This window comes from Campylobacter sp. 1569 (assembly GCF_024723675.1).
In the GTDB taxonomy this organism is placed as follows: Bacteria; Campylobacterota; Campylobacteria; order Campylobacterales; family Campylobacteraceae; genus Campylobacter_D; species Campylobacter_D jejuni_C.
In genome coordinates, this window is record NZ_JANQDB010000003.1 from 89,132 (window position 1) to 106,548 (window position 17,417).

Genomic DNA, 17,417 nt, shown 5'->3' on the forward strand with positions numbered 1-17,417 from the left:
TAAAAACCTTGATAAAAATGATAAAATATTTTATTTTTTATCAAGGTCTAATATGCAAATTCTAACTCATCCTTTTGAACCTTTTTTTGATAAAAACTCAAAAGTTTTAATACTAGGTTCTTTTCCATCTATTAAATCAAGAGAAGAAAATTTTTATTATCAACATAGCAAAAATCGTTTTTGGCGTATTTTTGAAATATTATTTGAGTGTGAGTTAAAAACAGTACAAGTTCAAAAGTCTTTCTTAAAAGCAAATCATATAGCACTTTGGGATGTTATAGCAAGTTGTAAGATAAAAAATTCAGATGATAAAACTATTTCTTATGCCAAAGCAAATGATATAAATATTATTTTAGATAAGGCAAATATAGAAAAAATTTGTGTTTTAGGTAAAGTTGCAAGTAAATATTTTACTAAATTTTATCCTGATAAAGATTTTTTTGAACTTCCTTCAAGCTCTCCTGCTAATATGAATTATTCTTTGGAAAATTTAGTTGAAAAATACACTATTATAAAGGAAAAATAATGGCTTTAGTTGGAGTAGATGAGGCTGGGCGTGGAGCCTTAGCTGGAGATATGCATATAGGGGCTTGTAAGCTTTTTAAAGAAATTGATGGTTTAGCTGATTCTAAAAAATTAAGTGCAAAAAAAAGAGAAGAGCTATATGAGCAAATTCTTCATCATTCAAATTTTTTAATCCTTGCTTTTTCGCCTTTGCAAATTGATACTTTGGGGCTTAGTCAGTGTTTGCAACTGGCTTTAAAAATTATTAAAAAACATTATAATCAAGATGATATTTTATATGATGGAAATTTAAATTATGGAGTTTTGGGTATTAAAACTATGATTAAAGCTGATATGAAGGTACAAGAGGTTTCAGCAGCTAGCATATTAGCCAAGGTAAGTCGTGATCAAAAAATGTGTTATTTTTCTAAACTATATAATAGTTATGATTTTGATAAACACAAAGGTTATGGTACAAAAGCTCATATAGAAAAGATTAAAACATTTGGTTATTCGCCCTTACACCGCAAAAGCTTTATGTTAAAGTGTTTTGAGAAAAGCTTATTTGATTAAATTGTGTGATTTTTACACTTTTGTATTTTGAAATTTATTTTCTTTTAAAAATAATAGAATGTTTTTATATTTGAAGTATTATTATTAAGATAAAAAAATATAGTCAAAAAATATTTTTTTAATAATTATTTATTAAAAATAATAATATTAGTTAAAATTGCTATATGTTTTAAGAAAAATTAATTTTTTTCTATTATAGTAATATAAAAATATTTCAAGGGGTATTATGTCTTTACTTTTAAGTGAGCTAAAAATTGGAAATTTTTATGTAAAAAATCGCATTGTAATGCCCCCTATGGATATGTATGAAACACAAGTTTTAGATGGCAAGATTAATCAATTTCACCTGATGCATTATGGAGCTAGAGCTTTGGGCGGTGTCGGGCTTATTATAGTTCAAGCTTGTGCGATTAATGAAAATGCAAAAATTGCTGATAATGATATAGGTCTTTGGGGGGATTTTCAAATTCAAGGACATAAAGAGCTTGTTGAGCTTTGTCATCATTTTGGTGCTAAAATCGCCATTCAGTTAAATCACAGTGGCCGTAAAAATTCGTGCAAAGAAGCCATATCAAAAGCTCCAAGCAATATAGCTTTTAGTGAAAAATTTTCCAAACTTCATGTTTTAAGCAAAGATGAAATTTTACAAATTGAGCAAGAATTTATTCAAAGCGCTAAAAGGGCTAAAGAAGCAGGTTATGACGCAGTAGAGCTTCATAGCGCTCATGGGTATTTGCTTAGTTCGTTTTTATCGCCTTTATCAAATCAAAGAGACGATGAATATGGTGGCAGTTTTGAAAATAGAACACGTCTTTTATGTGATATCATTGAGCGTATAAAAAAAGAAGTTGATATTGCTTTATTTGTAAGAATTTCAGCTACAGAGTGGGAAATGGGTGGTTGGAATTTAGAAGATAGTAAAAAACTTGCTTTGATTTTAGAAAAATTAGGCATTGATATGCTAGATGTTTCAGCAGGAGGAAATATCAACAAACCTTCTTTAGTGCCAAACATAGCACCACTTTATCAAGCTCTTTATGCTAAGGCCTTAAAAGAAGTTGTTAAAATTCCTATATCTTGTGTGGGTCTTATAAATAGTGCTAGTGAAGGCGAGGCTTTGCTTTTGGGTGAGGTGTGTGATTTGGTTTGTTATGGTAGAAAATTATTAAGAAATCCAAATTTTGCAAATGAAGCCGCAGTTGCTTTAAATGAAAGAGAAAAAATTATGCCAAATTACACTAGAGCATATTTGTAAAATAATACAAAAAGTTTTTTTAGGTAAAAGCTTTTTTTATTATTTTTTACAAGGAGAAAATGTGGATAATCTTAAGTGGAATTCTTTTGATACGCGTTGGATGCTTTCTCTTTTTGGGACTGCAGTTGGTGCGGGGATTTTATTTTTACCTATTAAGGCGGGTGTTGGTGGCTTTTGGCCAGTTGTTGTAATGGCTTTGATTATTTTCCCAATGGTATATTTAAGCCATAGAGCTTTAAGTCGTTTTGTATGCCAAGCAAATGGTAATGATAAAGACATTACTCATGCGGCTGAAGAGTATTTTGGTAGAAAAGTAAGTATTTTTATTTCTGTGCTTTATTTCTTTGCAATTTTTCCAATTTGTTTAGCATATTGTGTAGGTATAACTAATACTTTTGAGAGTTTTATTTATAATCAATTCTTACCACTTTTAGATCCAAATGGTTCTTTTGCAAGTGCAATTAGTGCTATGTATCAAACAAGTGTTAATGAGCAAGGAAAAACTATAGCTAATTTACTTCCTTTTTATAGAGCGCTTTTTGCTTTTGTTTTGGTAAGTATTTTTATGCTTATTATGCTTTTTAGTGAAGAATTAATCACTAAAGTATGCGAGTGGCTTGTGTATCCTTTATGTGCTATTTTATTTTTATTTTCTTTATATCTTATCCCACAATGGTCATTTGAAAGTTTTAGCGCTATTCCTGGGACAAAAGAATTTATCACTATAGTATGGCTAACTTTACCAGTTTTAGTGTTTTCGTTTAATCACTCACCAGCGATTTCTACTTTTTCTTTAAGTGTAAAAAGACAATATCCTGAAAATTCAGTACAAAAAGCAAATCAAGTATTGTTTAGAACTTCTGTGATGTTACTTGCCTTTGTTATGTTTTTTGTGGTATCTTGCGTGCTTTCTTTAACTCCTGCAGAACTTAATGAAGCTAGAGCACAAAACATACCTGTACTTTCTTATTTTGCTAACAAACTTGATAATCCATTTATTTCTTATGGTGGTCCATTAATCGCATTTTTAGCAATTTCTAGTTCATTCTTTGGACATTATTTTGGTGCTAGAGAGGGTGCTTATGGTATAGTTAGAAAATGCTGCAAATTAGCAGGCAATGAAAATCCTGATTTGAAAAAAATCGCAGTTTATTCAACTTTAGTAATGTATATTGTTATGCTAATTACTGCTTATGTAAATCCAAGTATTTTAGGCTTTATTGAAAGCTTAGGTGGTCCAATTATTGCTGCGATTTTATTCTTAATGCCTATGATTGCAATTTACACTGTTTCTAAAATGAAGAAATTCCAAAACAAAGCCTTAGATGCGTTTGTGTTTATCACAGGTATTTTGACAATCATCACTGTAATTTATACTTTTTAAGGTGCTAGTGAATGAGTAGTAATTTAAGTATATTTAAAGTTGGTGTTGGTCCTTCTTCTTCTCATACCTTAGGACCAATGTTAGCAGGGAATATGTTTTGTGAAAAAATCAAAGATAAAATCACACAAATTACAAAAATTCAAATCAAACTTTATGGCTCTTTATCGCTTACTGGTAAAGGCCATTTAAGTGATAAGGCTATTATATGGGGCTTGAGTGGCTTAAGAGCAAAAGAACTCAATGCTGCTTTGCAAGATCGCGTTTTTAATAAAATTTTGCAAGATAAAATTTTGGTTTTAAATGCTCAAAAAGAATTAAGTTTTGATTATGATAAAGATTTGATTTTTGAAAAAGATTTTCTACCTTTGCATGAAAATGGGTTAAGAGTAAGCGCTTATGATGAAAACGGAGAAATCATTGCTGAAGAAATTTATTATTCAGTGGGCGGTGGTTTTGTTATGAGTGAAGCTGAGCTTCAAAAACACAAAGATGGAGCTTGTGAGCAAAAACATACTAAATTAGAACTTGATATTAATAATGCAAGCGATGCTTTAAGGATTTGCGAAGAAAAATCATGGGATCTAGCAAAACTTTCTTATGAATATGAGCTTCAATTTCACACCAAAGAAGAAATTAGAGCTTATTGTTTAGAAATTTGGGAAGTAATGCAAGAGGTTTATTATAATGGTATTCATCCAAGTTCAGATTTCCTTCCAGGAAATTTACATTTAAAACGCCGTGCGAAAGGACTAAATGAGCGTTTGGCTATGACAAGTGATCCTTTAGGAATTATTGATTTTATTTCTTTATATGCTATTGCTATTGCAGAAGAGAACGCAAGTGGAGCTAGAGTGGTAACTGCTCCAACTAATGGAGCATGTGCTGTTGTGCCTGCTGTAATGCTCTATCTTAAAAATCACACGGTTGGCTTTAACGATGAAAAAGCTATTAATTTTTTACTTACTGCTATGTTAATAGGCTCTTTTTATAAGAAAAATGCAAGCATAAGCGGTGCTGAAGCTGGCTGTCAAGCTGAAATTGGCAGTGCAAGTTCTATGGCAGCAGGAGCTATGGCTACTGTGATGGGTTTTGATGCAAAGATAGCTTGTAATGCTGCTGAAATTGCAATGGAGCATCATTTGGGGCTAACTTGTGATCCAGTAAGTGGTTTGGTGCAAATTCCTTGTATAGAAAGAAATGCTTTTGGAGCGATTAAAGCTATTTCAGCCGCTAGAATGGCAATGAGTAGAAAATCAACTCCAAAAGTAAGTCTTGATGAGGTTATAAAAACTATGTATGAAACCGGCAAGGATATGAACTCAAAATACAAAGAAACTTCTTTAGGTGGCTTAGCTACCAATCTTACAAGTGTATGCTAAAACCTTAAGTTTTAGAACTTAAGGTTTTTTCCTTAAAGCTTTTAAAAGCGCATAAATGCTAAATTTTTAAAAATTTTAAGGAAAATATAAATGATAGAAATCAAAAAACCAGCAGAAATAGAAAAACTACGCAAAGCAAATGAGCTTGTAGCTAGAACGCTTGATTATCTAGAGGGTATTATAGTTCCAGGTATGAGCTTAAAAGAAATTGATATTAAAGCAGAAGAATTTATACTTGATCATGGTGCAAAACCATCTTTTAAAGGTTTGTATGGTTTTCCAGGTAGTATTTGCATCTCGCTTAATCAAGCTTGCATTCATGGCGTAGGTGATGAGCGTATTTTAAAAGAAGGTGATATTTTAGGGCTTGATGTAGGTACTTGTATAGATGGATATTATGGAGACGCAGCAAGGACTATACCTATAGGTAAAATTTCAGCCACCGATGAAGCGTTAATTGCTTGTGCTAAAGATGCTTTGTATTATGCTATAGATATTATCAAAGAAGGTATGCGTTTTAAAGAGCTTTCATATGAGCTTGGCGAGTTTATCACTAAAAGAGGATTTGTACCTTTGAAAGGTTATTGTGGTCATGGTATAGGTAAAAAACCTCACGGTGAGCCTGAAATTCCAAATTATTTAGAACCAGGTGCTAGTGCAAAAAGTGGCCCTAAAATAAAAAATGGTATGGTATTTTGCATAGAACCTATGGTATGCCAAAAAGATGGTACACCAATACATTTAAAAGGTAATTGGGAAGCAGGAAGTAAAGATGGTTTAAATGCGGCTCATTATGAGCATTGTGTTGCTATTATAAATGGTAAAGCAGATATTTTATCTAAGTAAGAAAGTTTAATCTTTCTTACTCGAATGTTTTTAATTTTTCTGAAAGTTTAGAAGCATTTTCTAAAACATCTTGTGAAATTTGTGTTAAATCAAGTGAGTAATTTTTAACACAATTTGCAAGTTCAGTTACTTTTTCTATATTTTGTTCTAGCTCATTCATTTTAGCTTTTGATTCATCACTTTTTTCTTCCATGATTTTAGTAGAATGAATACTTGTTTTTAATTTTTCTATAGACGTTCCAACCTCACCTTGTAAGATATTAGCTTTATTAGAAGTATCATTCATGGACTGATGAATCCCATCCATTAAGCTTTTGTTGTCATTGATTTGTTGTACTATAGTTCTTACGGTAGTTTCTATAGCAACTAGGGATTTTGTGGTTTTATCAGCTAGGTTTCTAACTTCATCAGCAACAACAGCAAAGCCACGTCCATGTTCTCCTGCACGCGCTGCTTCAATAGCTGCATTTAAAGCTAGTAAGTTGGTTTGATCTGCTATATCTTTTATAGTAGTGGTAACCTCTACTATGCTATCAGCACTTTGCACTAGCATATCCATAGCGCTTAAGACACTTTGTTCTTTTTCACCACTTAATAATATAAGCTCTACTAATTCTTTAAGCGTTGTTTCAACTTCTCCCATCACTTCTTGCATATCATACATATCTTTTATAGTGTCTTTAGCTAGGTTTTGAGTTAAGTCTATATGGCTTTCTAAAACAGAACTTATCTCGTGCACATTAGAAATTTGTTCATGTTGTAAAAGCGAGCTTTGCTGTAAAACTTCAGCATTTTGAGAAAGTTTTTGTGAGCTTTTGTGGCTTGAATTTGCAGTTTGTATAGCTTCTAAAACTGAATTTTGTACTATTTGTATAAAAGAGTTTATATAACCAGCGCTTGTAGCTAATTCACTTTTTTTGTCAATATTTAATCTTGCACTTAAATTTGCATGCTCACCAGCTAAGTTTGCACTTAGTTTTTCTAGCAAAGATATAGGTATAATTACTTTTTTTAATGTTAGTAATATAAAAAATACCAACACAGTTAAAATAAATAAGAAAATTCCTATAGCGGTGTAAAGATTATATTTATTATTAAGATTAATTTCTTGAGCAATTAAATTTTTATGAGCAATAATTTCTTTTTGTAGTTCTTGGTCAAGAAAACTTTGAGAATTATCTTTTAAAACTTTTATTTGACTTAGTATCATTTTACAATGTGTGCTAAAAAGCTCAAATAAATCTTGTGGCAATTGAGAATCTTTTGCATTCAAATTTGTGACAAGATTTTGTAGTCTATTTTGTGATAAAGGCTCTAATATATCCATAGTTCCTATAATACTTAATATATCTCCTGTGTAATCTATTTGTTTAGCTTCTTGAGTATTGAGTGCTATTTGACTTGTTTGCTTGATGATTTCTTGTTGAATTTCATAAAGGTATAGTTTTGAGTTTATAGCAATGGAATTAGCTGATTTGAAATGTTGTAATTGAGTGTTTTTTTTCTCAAAAATTGTTTGTATTTTTTTGATGTCTATTTTATTAGATTGCAGGATTGCTAAAGTGTTTTCAAATTCTTGCACTAAAGCAACACTAGTATCATAGTTTTGCAAGTTGAGTTTATTTTTAAAAATCTCATCTATTTTGGTATCTAGAATTTCTAATTTCTGAAATGAACCCATAATGAGTGAATTTCTTTTTGTAGTGTTATAGGTATTAAAAATAAACAAAGTCAAAGTTAAAAGTAACACCAAAACCACTATAGATAAAGTAATAAATTGTTTTAAAAAAGAAAAAGATTTTTTATTTGAGTGGGTCATGGTATTCTCCTGTTAAAGAATTTAAAAACGCAACTATATCATCAACCACATCTTGCTCTAAAAATTTACCAAGTTGATAATACGCCATAAATTGTACACAAGCATCAAGTGTTGGCATGGAGCCATCGTGAAAATAAGGAGCAGTTTTAGCTATATTTCTAAGGCTTGGGACTTTTACTACAAATTGATCATGAGGATCTTGAGTGATTTCATAGCGCCCTTTCCAGTTTGTTCCATTATCATAAGGCACAAATACTCCCATTTTTTGATACATATTACCACCTACATTTTGTCCTTGATGGCAAGCTATACAACCATTTGATAAAAAGGCATTATAACCTCTTTTTGCTTGCTCACTTATAGCGTTTTTATCACCCTTTAAATAGCGATCAAAAGGTGAATTTGGAGTAAGTAAGGTTTTTTGAAATTCAGCTAAAGCATGTGTTATATTATCAAAGGTTATTTCTCCGTAAAGTCTTTTAAATTCTTTTTCATAAATTGGGTTAGCTTTTACTATTTGCACCACTTCATCTGCATCTTTTAAACCCATTTCTTTAGGATTTAATAAAGGATGTTTAGCTTGATCTTGCAAATCTTTTGCATTACCTCTCCAAAATTGAGCTAGATTAAAAACAGCATTAAAATTTGTAGGGGTATGGAATGGCTCATCTACTATACCATTAATACCTGTTGAAAAAGTTTTATTATCTACTCCAAAATTTGCAATATCATGACAGCTGTTACAAGATATTTTTTTATCTTTTGATAAACTTGTATCCATATAGAGTTTTTTTCCTAAGATAGCTTTTTCTTTATCATAAGATATACTTTCTGGTATAGGTGTGATCATTTCAAGTGCAATAAGTGGAAGTAAAGAAAATATTAAAATAATAAAAATTTTCATAATCATTTTCCTTTATTTTTATAAATTTTTAATTAATAATTTTTCTTAATTATAACATTAAAATCTTAATCTCTTATAAGTAAACACAGTAGCTAACAACGTTATTAGTGAAAGAAATAAAATATAAATAAAAATTCCATATACAAAAGGATTTTCAGGTTTTATGGCTAAAGAGTGTAATGCAAATACAAGTTGAGGTGTAAAGCCACCTGCTATAGCATAAGCTATATTATAAGAAAAAGAAATTCCGCTAAAACGAATGTTTGGTTTAAAAATTTTACACATTAAAATAGGTGCTAAAGCATTAATACCACCAAAAAAACATGCTATAAAATAAAAATATATACTCAAATGTAAAATTTGTGCATAGAAAAAATAAAAATAAAAAAAGCAAGAAAGACTAAAACCTATTGTAAAAATCAAACTAGTGGTTAAAAAACCAAATTTATCTACCCAAATTCCAGCAAGCAAGGTTCCGCAAGATAAAATTACTATTGCAATCATTTGTATTAAAATAGCATCTGTTTTATCAAGAACTAAAACTTCAGGTATAAAATTTGGCATAAGCAAAATAAGTATGATTACACAAGCTGTAAGCATCCATGTCAAAAGCATAGAGGCGATGATATCTAAAAAAATATTTTTTTCTTTAAAAAATGTTTTTAAAGGAAATTTTTCTAAGCTATTTTCTTGGTACATTTTTTGAAAAACAGGTGTTTCTTCTAGAAATTTTCTTAGATATATTGAAATAATGCCAAAAATACCACCTATAGCAAATGGAATACGCCAAGCATAATCATAAATTGATTCTTGATCAAAACAATGGTTAATTACTAGCGCAACAAAACATCCTAAAAGGATACCAAAAGCCATGGAGGCATTAATAGCGCTAATATAAAAACTATCTTTACCATCAGGTGCGTGCTCTTTCACAAATACCCAAGCACCAGGCAATTCCCCTCCTATAGCTATACCTTGAGCTATTCTAACAAGTAGTAAAAAAATAGGAGCCAAATAACCTATGTTTTCAAAAGTAGGTATAAAAGCTAAAGAAAAAGTTGGAAGCACCATGAGCAATATACTTAGCATAAACATTTTCTTACGACCAAATTTATCGCCAAAATGAGCCATAACTATACCACCAAGTGGTCTAGCTAAATATCCTGCTGCAAAAGCTCCATAAGTATTTAAAAGTTTCCAAAAATCACTCATATCACTTGGAAAAAAATTTCTTGAAATATAATTAGCAAAAAAGACAAAAATCACAAAGTCATAAAATTCTAAAGCTCCACCTAAAGAAGATAAGGAAAGAGTTTTATAATCACTTCTTTTTAAACTTTTTGGCATTTAAATACTTTCTTTTTTGTAGTAATTTTATAATTATAGTAAAAAAATATCATAGTTTGTCAAAAAATATTAAAAATTTAAAAAGAAAAATTGTGTTAAAATAATAGTTTTGTATTTTAATAGAAAGGAGAATGCATTGGCAAAAGATGATATTATCGAAATCGATGGTAATGTAATCGAAGCTTTACCTAATGCAACTTTTAAAGTTGAATTAGATAATAAACATGTGATACTTTGTCATATTGCAGGTAAGATGCGTATGCATTATATTAGGATTATGCCTGGCGATAGAGTTAAAGTAGAGCTAACGCCTTATAGTCTAGATAAGGGTCGTATTACATTTAGATACAAATAAGTCTAAGTTGTTTAAAAGCAAAAGTAAAGTATAATTAGCACTTTTGCAGAAATTGCAATAAAACTGTATGAAGAAGTATTTTCAAAATCACCACTTATTTTGAAAATAGTTGGTTGCTCTAAAAACCTGGTGCAGTTGTAAAAAAGTGGAATTTACAATAACAGGAGTAAAGCATGAAAGTTAGACCATCTGTTAAAAAGATGTGTGACAAATGCAAAGTAGTTCGTCGTAAAGGCGTAGTTCGCATTATTTGCGAAAATCCAAAACACAAACAAAGACAAGGATAATTTATGGCTCGTATTGCAGGTGTGGATTTACCAAAGAAAAAAAGAATTGAATATGGCTTGACTTATATTTATGGTATAGGTTTACATACTTCAAGAAAAATCTTAGATAAAACAGGAATTTCTTATGATAAAAGAGTTCATGAGCTAAGTGAAGATGAAGCAGCAGCTATCCGTAAAGAAATTCAAGAAAATTATATGGTTGAGGGTGATCTTAGAAAACAAGTTGCTATGGATATCAAAGCATTGATGGATCTAGGAAGCTTTAGAGGCTTAAGACATAGAAAAGGCTTACCAGTTCGTGGTCAAAAAACTAAAACAAATGCCAGAACTAGAAAAGGTAAGAGAAAAACCGTTGGTGCAAAATCATAAGGATAGAAAATGGCAAAAAGAAAAGTAGTTAAGAAAAAAGTAGTTAAAAAAAATATAGCTAAAGGTATAGTTTATATCAGTGCAACATTTAATAATACTATGGTTACTGTAACTGATGAAATGGGAAATGCTATTGCTTGGAGTAGTGCAGGTGGTTTAGGATTTAAAGGTTCTAAAAAATCAACTCCTTATGCAGCACAACAAGCAGTAGAGGATGCTTTAAATAAAGCAAAAGAACATGGTATTAAAGAAGTAGGTATTAAAGTACAAGGACCAGGAAGTGGTCGTGAGACAGCGGTTAAGAGTGTAGGTGCTATGGAAGGTATTAAAGTAACTTTCTTAAAAGATATTACCCCATTAGCTCATAATGGTTGTAGACCACCAAAACGTCGTCGTGTCTAAGAATAAGATATAAGATTTAGGAGAATTATAATGGCAAGATATAGAGGACCAGTAGAGAAATTAGAAAGACGACTTGGCGTAAGCTTGGCAATGAAAGGCGAAAGAAGATTAGCAGGTAAAAGTGCTTTAGATAAACGCCCTTACGCACCAGGTCAGCATGGACAAAGAAAAGCTAAAATTAGCGAATACGGACTTCAATTAAGAGAAAAGCAAAAAGCTAAATTTATGTACGGGGTTAGCGAAAAACAATTTAGAAGATTATTTAGTGAAGCTGCTAGAAAAGATGGCAACACCGGTGCACTTTTAATTCAGCTTTTAGAACAAAGACTAGATAATGTTGTTTATAGAATGGGTTTTGCCACAACACGTCGTTTTGCTAGACAACTTGTAACTCATGGACATATTTTAGTAAATGGTAAAAGAGTGGATATTCCTAGTTATAGAGTAGAAGCAGGTCAAAAAATTGAAGTGATTGAAAAAAGCAAAAACAATCCTCAAATTTCAAGAGCGATCGAGCTTACTGCTCAAACTGGTATAGTTGCTTGGGTTGATGTAGAAAAAGATAAAAGATTTGGAATTTTTACAAGAAAACCTGAAAGAGAAGAAGTTATCATTCCAGTTGAGGAAAGATATATCGTTGAGTTGTACTCTAAATAATAAAGGTTTTTGATATGAGACATATTACAACTTCTGCTTATACACCAACAGAGTTTAGTATTGAAAATATCAGTGATACAGTAGCAAAAGTAAGTGCATGGCCTTTTGAAATCGGCTATGCTATTACTTTGGCGCATCCTTTGCGTCGTTTGCTTTATTCAAGCACAGTAGGTTTTGCTCCAACAGGAGTTAAAATCAAAGGCGTAGCACATGAATTTGATAGTATGCGTGGTATGCTTGAAGATGTAGCATTGTTTATTATCAATCTAAAAAAATTAAGATTTAAACTAAAAACAGATTCTGAAAAAGAAATCGTAACTTTTAGTTTTAAAGGACCAAAAGAAATTTGCGGAAAAGACTTAGACAATGAAGTTGTTGAAGTTGTGAATGCAGATAGCTATCTTGCAACGATTAATGAAGATGCAGATTTAGAATTTACTTTAATTATTGAAAAAGGTATAGGTTATGTGCCTTCTGAAGAAATTCAAAATTTCTTAGATCCTGAATTTATAGCACTTGATGCATTCTTTACTCCGGTAAAACATGCGGTTTATGATATAGAAAAAGTGCTTTTTGAAGATAATCCAGATTATGAAAAAGTTGTTTTTACAATCACAACCGATGGTCAAATTTCACCAAGTGATGCTTTTAAAAATGCTTTAGAAGCAATGTATAAACAATTATCAGTGTTTGATAAAATCACTAATGCACAAAGCGTTGTAAGAAGTCAAACACCAAATAATGAAGTAGAACATGTAAAATTACTTCAAAATATAACTGAGTTAAATTTAAGTGCAAGAAGTTTTAACTGCTTAGAAAAAGCAAATGTAGTTTATATCGGCGAGCTTGCTTTAATGAGTGTTAGCGAACTTGCAGATTTAAAAAATCTTGGTAAAAAATCTTTAGATGAGATTAAAAGCGTAATGGAATCTATAGGTTTCCCTATAGGAAATTCAAAACTCAGTGATAGTGCAAAAGAAACGCTAAAGAAAAAAATTACAGAATTAAAAGCACAAAATGAAGGATAATCAATGAGACATAGACATGGATATAGAAAGTTAGGTCGCACTTCTACTCATCGTGCAGCCTTATTAAAAAACCTTACTATTGCTATTATTAAAGCAGGTAAGATAGAAACAACATTACCTAAAGCAAAAGAATTAAGAGGTTATGTTGAAAGATTGATCACTCGTGCAAGAAAAGGTGATTTCAATGCTCACAGAGCAGTTTTTGCTAGCTTACAAGATAAAGAAGCTACAAATAAACTTGTAACGGAAATCGCACCTAAATTTGCAGATAGAAACGGTGGTTATACAAGAATTATTAAAACAAGAATTCGCCGTGGTGATGCTGCAGAAATGGCTTTCATCGAATTCGTAGCTTAATTTTTAGCCTTTTTAAAGGCTAAAAACTTCTTATTTTTATTTATTTACTTACTATTTTTTGTATTTTTATCCATTTTTTGCTACTATTAATCTTTTAACTACAAAAAAGGAAAAAAATGCAAGAAAATTCAAGATTACGCATAGCTATACAAAAATCAGGTCGTTTAAGCAAAGATTCTATTGCCTTGCTTGAGTCTATAGGTGTAAAACTTCGCATACACGATCAAAGTTTAATTGCTTTTTCTACAAATTTACCTATTGATCTACTTAGAGTAAGAGATGATGATATACCAGGATTAATTTTTGATGGGGTAGTAGATCTTGGCATAGTTGGGGAAAATGTTTTAGAAGAAAATGAGTTAGAAAGAAAATCAAAAAACGAAAATGCAGATTTTATCATGCTTAAAAAGCTTGATTTTGGTGGATGTCGTTTGTCTTTAGCATTGCCAGAAACTAGCGAGTATAAAGGTATAGAAAGTTTTAAAAATTTACGTATAGCAACTTCTTATCCACAGCTTTTAAAGCGTTTTATGGAAGAAAATAATATTCCTTATAAAACTTGTATGTTAACAGGCTCAGTTGAAGTAGCACCAAGTGCAAATTTAGCCGATGGAATTTGTGATTTGGTTTCAAGTGGAGCTACTTTAAAAGCAAATGGACTTAAAGAAGTTATGGTAATTTATAAGTCAAAAGCTTGTATTATCCAAAGAAAAGAAAGTTTAGCTTCACACAAACAAGAATTAATCGATAAATTACTCATTAGAATTCATGGAGTTATGCAAGCAAGAGAGTCAAAATACATCATGTTGCATGCTCCTATTGAAAAGCTAGAAAAAATTACAGCCTTGTTACCAGGTGTTGAAAAACCTACGATTTTACCTTTAGAAAATGATAAAGCTAGAGTGGCGCTACATATGGTAAGTCAAGAAAATTTATTTTGGGAAACTATGGAAGCTTTAAAAAAAGAAGGTGCAAGCGCGATTTTAGTTTTACCTATTGAAAAAATGCTCTCTTAAAGGATAAACATGCAAATACTGGATTTTGAAAAATTAAACCAAAGCGAACAAGAATTAGCACTCAAGCGTCCTGCTATGAGTGCTAATGTACAGGTTAAAACCATAGTAGAACAAATCATTGAAGATGTCAAAATAAATGACGATGCAGCTTTAAAACAAATGGCCATAAAATTTGATAAAGTAGAGTTAAATTCTATAAAACTAAGCGATGAAGAGCTTAGCGGTTTAGCAGAGCAAATTGATGATGAGTTAAAACAAGCTATTAAAATAGCTTATGAAAATATCTATAAATTCCACAAAGCTCAAGAAAGTCAAACCATAGAGGTTCAAACCTTTGAAGGGGTAACTTGCAAAGTGCTAACAAGAGCCATTGAAAAAGTAGGGCTTTATATACCAGGAGGCTTAGCACCACTTTTTTCAACCGCACTTATGCTAGCTATCCCTGCTAAAATTGCAAAATGTAAATTCATAGCCTTAGCTTCCCCAGCACCACTGCACCCTGCTATTGCTTTTGTAGCAAAACTTTGTGAAGTTGATGCAGTGTATCAAATAGGTGGAGCAGGAGCCATAGCAGCACTTGCTTATGGAACGCAAAGTGTGCAAAAAGTAGATAAAATTTTTGGTCCAGGAAATGCCTTTGTAACTGAAGCCAAAAAGCAAGTTAATAATCATGGAGTAGCTATTGATATGCAAGCAGGGCCTTCTGAAGTGTTAGTTTTAGCAGATGAGTTTGCTAATGCTAAATTTATAGCTTCAGATTTACTCTCACAAGCTGAGCATGGAGCAGATTCTCAAGCGATTTTAGTTTGTACAAGTGAAAAATTAGCCAAAGAAGTAGATAGTGAAGTTGCTTTACAGCTTGAAAAACTCTCGCGTAAAGAAATTGCTTCAAAATCTTTAGCACACTCTAAAATCATTCTTGCGAAAGATATAAAACATGCCATAAGTATTTCAAATGACTATGCACCCGAGCATTTGATCATTCATACACAAAATCCATCTAGCTTACTTGATGATATTATGCATGCAGGTTCAGTATTTTTAGGTGAGTATTCTCCAGAATCCATGGGAGATTATGCAAGTGGGACAAATCATGTATTGCCAACTTATGGTTTTACCAAGTCTTATTCTTCTTTAGGACTTGCTGATTTTATGAAAAGAATGACCGTGCAAGAACTTAGCAAAGAAGGCTTTAAAAAACTTGGGCCTGTGGTGGAAATTTTAGCAGCAGCTGAAGGGCTTGATGGGCATAAAAATGCCGTGAATTTAAGATTAGAAAGTCTAAAATGAGTGCAAAAATTTTATTTATCGATAGAGATGGCACGCTCATTGATGAACCAAAAGATGATTTTCAAATTGACTCTTTAGAAAAGCTTGAGTTTGAAAAAGGTGCCATCAATGCACTTTTAAAGTTAAAAAATTTTGGTTTTAAATTTGTTATGGTGAGTAATCAAGACGGCCTAGGCACAAATTCTTTTCCTAAGGAAAATTTTGACAAGGCTCATGAAAAAATGCTAAGTGTTTTTCAAAGTTGTGGTATAGAATTTGAAGATATCTTTATATGCCCACATTTTGAGCATGAAAATTGTGCCTGTAGGAAGCCAAAAACTGCCATGCTTGAAAACTATATCAAAAATAAACTTTATGATAAAAATAAAAGTTTTGTTATAGGCGATAGAGACAGCGATATGCTTTTGGCACAAAATCTTGAAATTCAAGGTTTAAAATATGATAAAAATGATTTTAACTGGGAACAAATCGCTGATTTTATCTTGCAAAATTACCGCAGTGCCTGTATAGAGCGTAATACCAAAGAAACTCAAATTCAAGTTAAAATAGCTTTTAATGAAAAAGCAAAAGCTAATATAAAAACAAATATCGCATTTTTTGATCATATGTTAGAGCAAATTGCTACGCATGCGAATATATCTTTAGAGATAAAATGCAAAGGGGATTTAGAAGTTGATGAACATCACAGCATAGAAGATGTCGCGCTTGCTTTGGGTGAGGCTATTAAAAATGCACTTGATCAAAAAATAGGCATTGCAAGATATGGCTTTGTTTTGCCTATGGATGAGTGCTTGGCAAGTTGTGCGATTGACTTTTGCAATAGACCGCATTTAGTTTATAAGGCTAAATTTAAAAAAGAAAAACTTGGAGAATTAAGCACAGAAATGATAGAGCATTTTTTCTACTCACTAAGCTATGCTATGGGTGCGAGTTTGCATTTAAAAGTTAAAGGCAAAAACGATCATCACAAAGCCGAAGGACTTTTTAAAGCTTTTGCAAGAGCTTTAAAAATGGCTATAAAAATAGAAAATGAAAACCTAGCAAGCTCAAAAGGAGTGATATGAAACTAGCTATTATAGATACAGGTTGTGCGAATTTAGCTTCACTTGCTTTTGCACTCGAGCGTTTAGGACAAAAAAGTATCATCACGCATGATTTAAAAGAACTCTCGCAAGCAGATAAGCTTTTGCTTCCTGGGGTTGGCACCGCAGCTAAAGCAATGGCTAATCTACAAGCACTTAGTTTAGAAAATTTTATCCAAACTACCACAAAACCACTTTTAGGCATTTGTCTTGGTATGCAAATTTTGGGTAAATTTTCAGAAGAATTACACCAAAAAACACTTGGTATTATGCCTTTTGAGACACAAAAATTCCAAGAAAAAGCAAATTTTACTTTCCCACATATGGGGTGGAATCAAGTCTTTAGCTTTCATGAGCTTTTTAAAGGCTTGGATGGAGCTTATTTTTATTTTGTGCATAGTTATTGTGTGAGTTTAAATGAATACACCATCGCAGAGTGTGAGTATTCTACCAAATTTAGTGCAAGTTTAAATAAAGATAATTTTTATGGTGTGCAGTTTCACCCTGAAAGAAGTGGTGAAGCGGGTGAAGTATTATTAAAAAATTTCATAAATATGTAGGTA

20 protein-coding genes and 1 pseudogene are annotated in these 17,417 nt (G+C 31.5%); 17 read left to right on the top strand and 4 right to left on the bottom strand.

Translation table 11 applies throughout. The annotated features are described in order from the left end of the window. The first annotated feature begins 52 nt into the window (after nt 1–52). The 6 genes from CAMP5060_RS02435 to map all read left to right on the top strand — a co-directional run bounded on the left by CAMP5060_RS02435 (nt 53) and on the right by map (nt 5,941). Nucleotides 53–526 carry a DNA-deoxyinosine glycosylase gene (locus CAMP5060_RS02435; protein WP_337217837.1) on the top strand — a complete coding sequence of 158 codons (474 nt, stop codon included), beginning with the start codon at nt 53–55 and terminating at the stop codon, nt 524–526. Beyond that, nucleotides 526–1,077 carry a ribonuclease HII gene (locus CAMP5060_RS02440; RefSeq protein ID WP_087700788.1) on the top strand — a complete coding sequence of 184 codons (552 nt, stop codon included), beginning with the start codon at nt 526–528 and terminating at the stop codon, nt 1,075–1,077. The genes CAMP5060_RS02435 and CAMP5060_RS02440 overlap by 1 nt, the downstream gene beginning before the upstream one ends. Before the next feature lie 226 nt (nt 1,078–1,303). Next, the gene (locus tag CAMP5060_RS02445) at nt 1,304–2,332 is read left to right on the top strand and encodes an oxidoreductase (protein WP_337217838.1); all 1,029 of its coding nucleotides are present in this window, start codon (nt 1,304–1,306) and stop codon (nt 2,330–2,332) included. A gap of 100 nt (nt 2,333–2,432) precedes the next feature. Then, nucleotides 2,433–3,716, top strand: a complete 1,284-nt coding sequence (locus tag CAMP5060_RS02450; RefSeq protein ID WP_087700849.1) for an aromatic amino acid transport family protein — start codon at nt 2,433–2,435, stop codon at nt 3,714–3,716. Between the two features lie 11 nt (nt 3,717–3,727). Beyond that, nucleotides 3,728–5,095: an L-serine ammonia-lyase gene (locus tag CAMP5060_RS02455; RefSeq protein ID WP_087700806.1), complete on the top strand. Its 1,368-nt coding sequence runs from the start codon at nt 3,728–3,730 to the stop codon at nt 5,093–5,095. Nucleotides 5,096–5,185: 90 nt separating this feature from the next. Beyond that, complete coding sequence (map, locus tag CAMP5060_RS02460) at nt 5,186–5,941, top strand: type I methionyl aminopeptidase (protein WP_214100129.1); 756 nt, start codon at nt 5,186–5,188, stop codon at nt 5,939–5,941. Nucleotides 5,942–5,957: 16 nt separating this feature from the next. Here the strand turns inward: map and CAMP5060_RS08280 are convergent, their stop codons facing one another. The 4 genes and pseudogenes from CAMP5060_RS08280 to CAMP5060_RS02475 form a co-directional block, all read right to left on the bottom strand. Then, a complete protein-coding gene (locus tag CAMP5060_RS08280; protein ID WP_410689932.1) occupies nt 5,958–6,605 on the bottom strand; it encodes a methyl-accepting chemotaxis protein in 648 nt (215 codons plus the stop codon). 477 nt (nt 6,606–7,082) lie between these two features. After that, nucleotides 7,083–7,760 (bottom strand): annotated as a pseudogene (locus tag CAMP5060_RS08285) (DAHL domain-containing protein); the annotation flags it as partial. Beyond that, on the bottom strand, nt 7,744–8,667 hold the full coding sequence (locus CAMP5060_RS02470) for a cytochrome-c peroxidase (protein ID WP_337217856.1): 924 nt from the start codon (nt 8,665–8,667) through the stop codon (nt 7,744–7,746). The gene CAMP5060_RS02470 and the pseudogene CAMP5060_RS08285, both read right to left, overlap by 17 nt. Before the next feature lie 54 nt (nt 8,668–8,721). Further along, nucleotides 8,722–10,011 carry an MFS transporter gene (locus tag CAMP5060_RS02475; RefSeq protein ID WP_214100126.1) on the bottom strand — a complete coding sequence of 430 codons (1,290 nt, stop codon included), beginning with the start codon at nt 10,009–10,011 and terminating at the stop codon, nt 8,722–8,724. Nucleotides 10,012–10,147: 136 nt separating this feature from the next. Between CAMP5060_RS02475 and infA the strand changes: the two genes are divergently transcribed. The 11 genes from infA (at nt 10,148) to hisH (ending at nt 17,414) form a co-directional block, all read left to right on the top strand. Beyond that, nucleotides 10,148–10,366 (top strand): translation initiation factor IF-1, encoded by a 219-nt coding sequence (infA, locus tag CAMP5060_RS02480; protein ID WP_012660842.1) that lies wholly within the window; start codon nt 10,148–10,150, stop codon nt 10,364–10,366. Between the two features lie 173 nt (nt 10,367–10,539). After that, a complete protein-coding gene (gene rpmJ, locus CAMP5060_RS02485) occupies nt 10,540–10,653 on the top strand; it encodes a 50S ribosomal protein L36 (RefSeq protein WP_002781429.1) in 114 nt (37 codons plus the stop codon). A 3-nt stretch (nt 10,654–10,656) separates the two neighbouring features. After that, nucleotides 10,657–11,022, top strand: coding sequence for a 30S ribosomal protein S13 (gene rpsM / locus CAMP5060_RS02490; protein WP_012660843.1), 366 nt, complete (start codon nt 10,657–10,659; stop codon nt 11,020–11,022). 9 nt (nt 11,023–11,031) lie between these two features. Beyond that, complete coding sequence (gene rpsK / locus CAMP5060_RS02495; RefSeq protein ID WP_012660844.1) at nt 11,032–11,424, top strand: 30S ribosomal protein S11; 393 nt, start codon at nt 11,032–11,034, stop codon at nt 11,422–11,424. A gap of 30 nt (nt 11,425–11,454) precedes the next feature. Further along, nucleotides 11,455–12,081 (top strand): 30S ribosomal protein S4, encoded by a 627-nt coding sequence (gene rpsD, locus CAMP5060_RS02500; RefSeq protein WP_039617184.1) that lies wholly within the window; start codon nt 11,455–11,457, stop codon nt 12,079–12,081. A gap of 14 nt (nt 12,082–12,095) precedes the next feature. Next, nucleotides 12,096–13,109 (top strand): DNA-directed RNA polymerase subunit alpha, encoded by a 1,014-nt coding sequence (locus CAMP5060_RS02505; RefSeq protein ID WP_039627711.1) that lies wholly within the window; start codon nt 12,096–12,098, stop codon nt 13,107–13,109. Nucleotides 13,110–13,112: 3 nt separating this feature from the next. Further along, nucleotides 13,113–13,466, top strand: a complete 354-nt coding sequence (gene rplQ / locus CAMP5060_RS02510) for a 50S ribosomal protein L17 (RefSeq protein ID WP_012660847.1) — start codon at nt 13,113–13,115, stop codon at nt 13,464–13,466. Nucleotides 13,467–13,582: 116 nt separating this feature from the next. Then, the gene (gene hisG / locus CAMP5060_RS02515; RefSeq protein ID WP_214100125.1) at nt 13,583–14,482 is read left to right on the top strand and encodes an ATP phosphoribosyltransferase; all 900 of its coding nucleotides are present in this window, start codon (nt 13,583–13,585) and stop codon (nt 14,480–14,482) included. Between the two features lie 9 nt (nt 14,483–14,491). Then, complete coding sequence (gene hisD / locus CAMP5060_RS02520) at nt 14,492–15,772, top strand: histidinol dehydrogenase (RefSeq protein ID WP_337217839.1); 1,281 nt, start codon at nt 14,492–14,494, stop codon at nt 15,770–15,772. Further along, nucleotides 15,769–16,836, top strand: coding sequence for a bifunctional histidinol-phosphatase/imidazoleglycerol-phosphate dehydratase HisB (gene hisB, locus CAMP5060_RS02525; protein WP_214100123.1), 1,068 nt, complete (start codon nt 15,769–15,771; stop codon nt 16,834–16,836). Before hisD ends, hisB begins: the two co-directional genes overlap by 4 nt. Next, nucleotides 16,833–17,414, top strand: a complete 582-nt coding sequence (gene hisH, locus CAMP5060_RS02530) for an imidazole glycerol phosphate synthase subunit HisH (protein ID WP_337217840.1) — start codon at nt 16,833–16,835, stop codon at nt 17,412–17,414. The genes hisB and hisH overlap by 4 nt, the downstream gene beginning before the upstream one ends. The last annotated feature ends 3 nt before the right edge of the window (nt 17,415–17,417 follow it).

Excerpts from the sequence above, each read along its gene's own strand:
- CAMP5060_RS02450 (WP_087700849.1), top strand. The coding sequence starts at position 2,433 with ATGCTTTCTCTTTTTGGGACTGCAGTTGGTGCGGGGATTTTATTTTTA.
- hisB (WP_214100123.1), top strand. The coding sequence starts at position 15,769 with ATGAGTGCAAAAATTTTATTTATCGATAGAGATGGCACGCTCATTGAT.
- hisH (WP_337217840.1), top strand. The coding sequence starts at position 16,833 with ATGAAACTAGCTATTATAGATACAGGTTGTGCGAATTTAGCTTCACTT.
- CAMP5060_RS02445 (WP_337217838.1), top strand. The coding sequence starts at position 1,304 with ATGTCTTTACTTTTAAGTGAGCTAAAAATTGGAAATTTTTATGTAAAA.
- CAMP5060_RS02475 (WP_214100126.1), bottom strand. The coding sequence starts at position 10,011 with ATGCCAAAAAGTTTAAAAAGAAGTGATTATAAAACTCTTTCCTTATCT.
- rplQ (WP_012660847.1), top strand. The coding sequence starts at position 13,113 with ATGAGACATAGACATGGATATAGAAAGTTAGGTCGCACTTCTACTCAT.
- rpmJ (WP_002781429.1), top strand. The coding sequence starts at position 10,540 with ATGAAAGTTAGACCATCTGTTAAAAAGATGTGTGACAAATGCAAAGTA.
- CAMP5060_RS02435 (WP_337217837.1), top strand. The coding sequence starts at position 53 with ATGCAAATTCTAACTCATCCTTTTGAACCTTTTTTTGATAAAAACTCA.
- rpsM (WP_012660843.1), top strand. The coding sequence starts at position 10,657 with ATGGCTCGTATTGCAGGTGTGGATTTACCAAAGAAAAAAAGAATTGAA.
- hisD (WP_337217839.1), top strand. The coding sequence starts at position 14,492 with ATGCAAATACTGGATTTTGAAAAATTAAACCAAAGCGAACAAGAATTA.
- rpsK (WP_012660844.1), top strand. The coding sequence starts at position 11,032 with ATGGCAAAAAGAAAAGTAGTTAAGAAAAAAGTAGTTAAAAAAAATATA.
- CAMP5060_RS08280 (WP_410689932.1), bottom strand. The coding sequence starts at position 6,605 with ATGTATGATATGCAAGAAGTGATGGGAGAAGTTGAAACAACGCTTAAA.
- hisG (WP_214100125.1), top strand. The coding sequence starts at position 13,583 with ATGCAAGAAAATTCAAGATTACGCATAGCTATACAAAAATCAGGTCGT.
- CAMP5060_RS02455 (WP_087700806.1), top strand. The coding sequence starts at position 3,728 with ATGAGTAGTAATTTAAGTATATTTAAAGTTGGTGTTGGTCCTTCTTCT.
- CAMP5060_RS02440 (WP_087700788.1), top strand. The coding sequence starts at position 526 with ATGGCTTTAGTTGGAGTAGATGAGGCTGGGCGTGGAGCCTTAGCTGGA.
- CAMP5060_RS02505 (WP_039627711.1), top strand. The coding sequence starts at position 12,096 with ATGAGACATATTACAACTTCTGCTTATACACCAACAGAGTTTAGTATT.
- rpsD (WP_039617184.1), top strand. The coding sequence starts at position 11,455 with ATGGCAAGATATAGAGGACCAGTAGAGAAATTAGAAAGACGACTTGGC.
- map (WP_214100129.1), top strand. The coding sequence starts at position 5,186 with ATGATAGAAATCAAAAAACCAGCAGAAATAGAAAAACTACGCAAAGCA.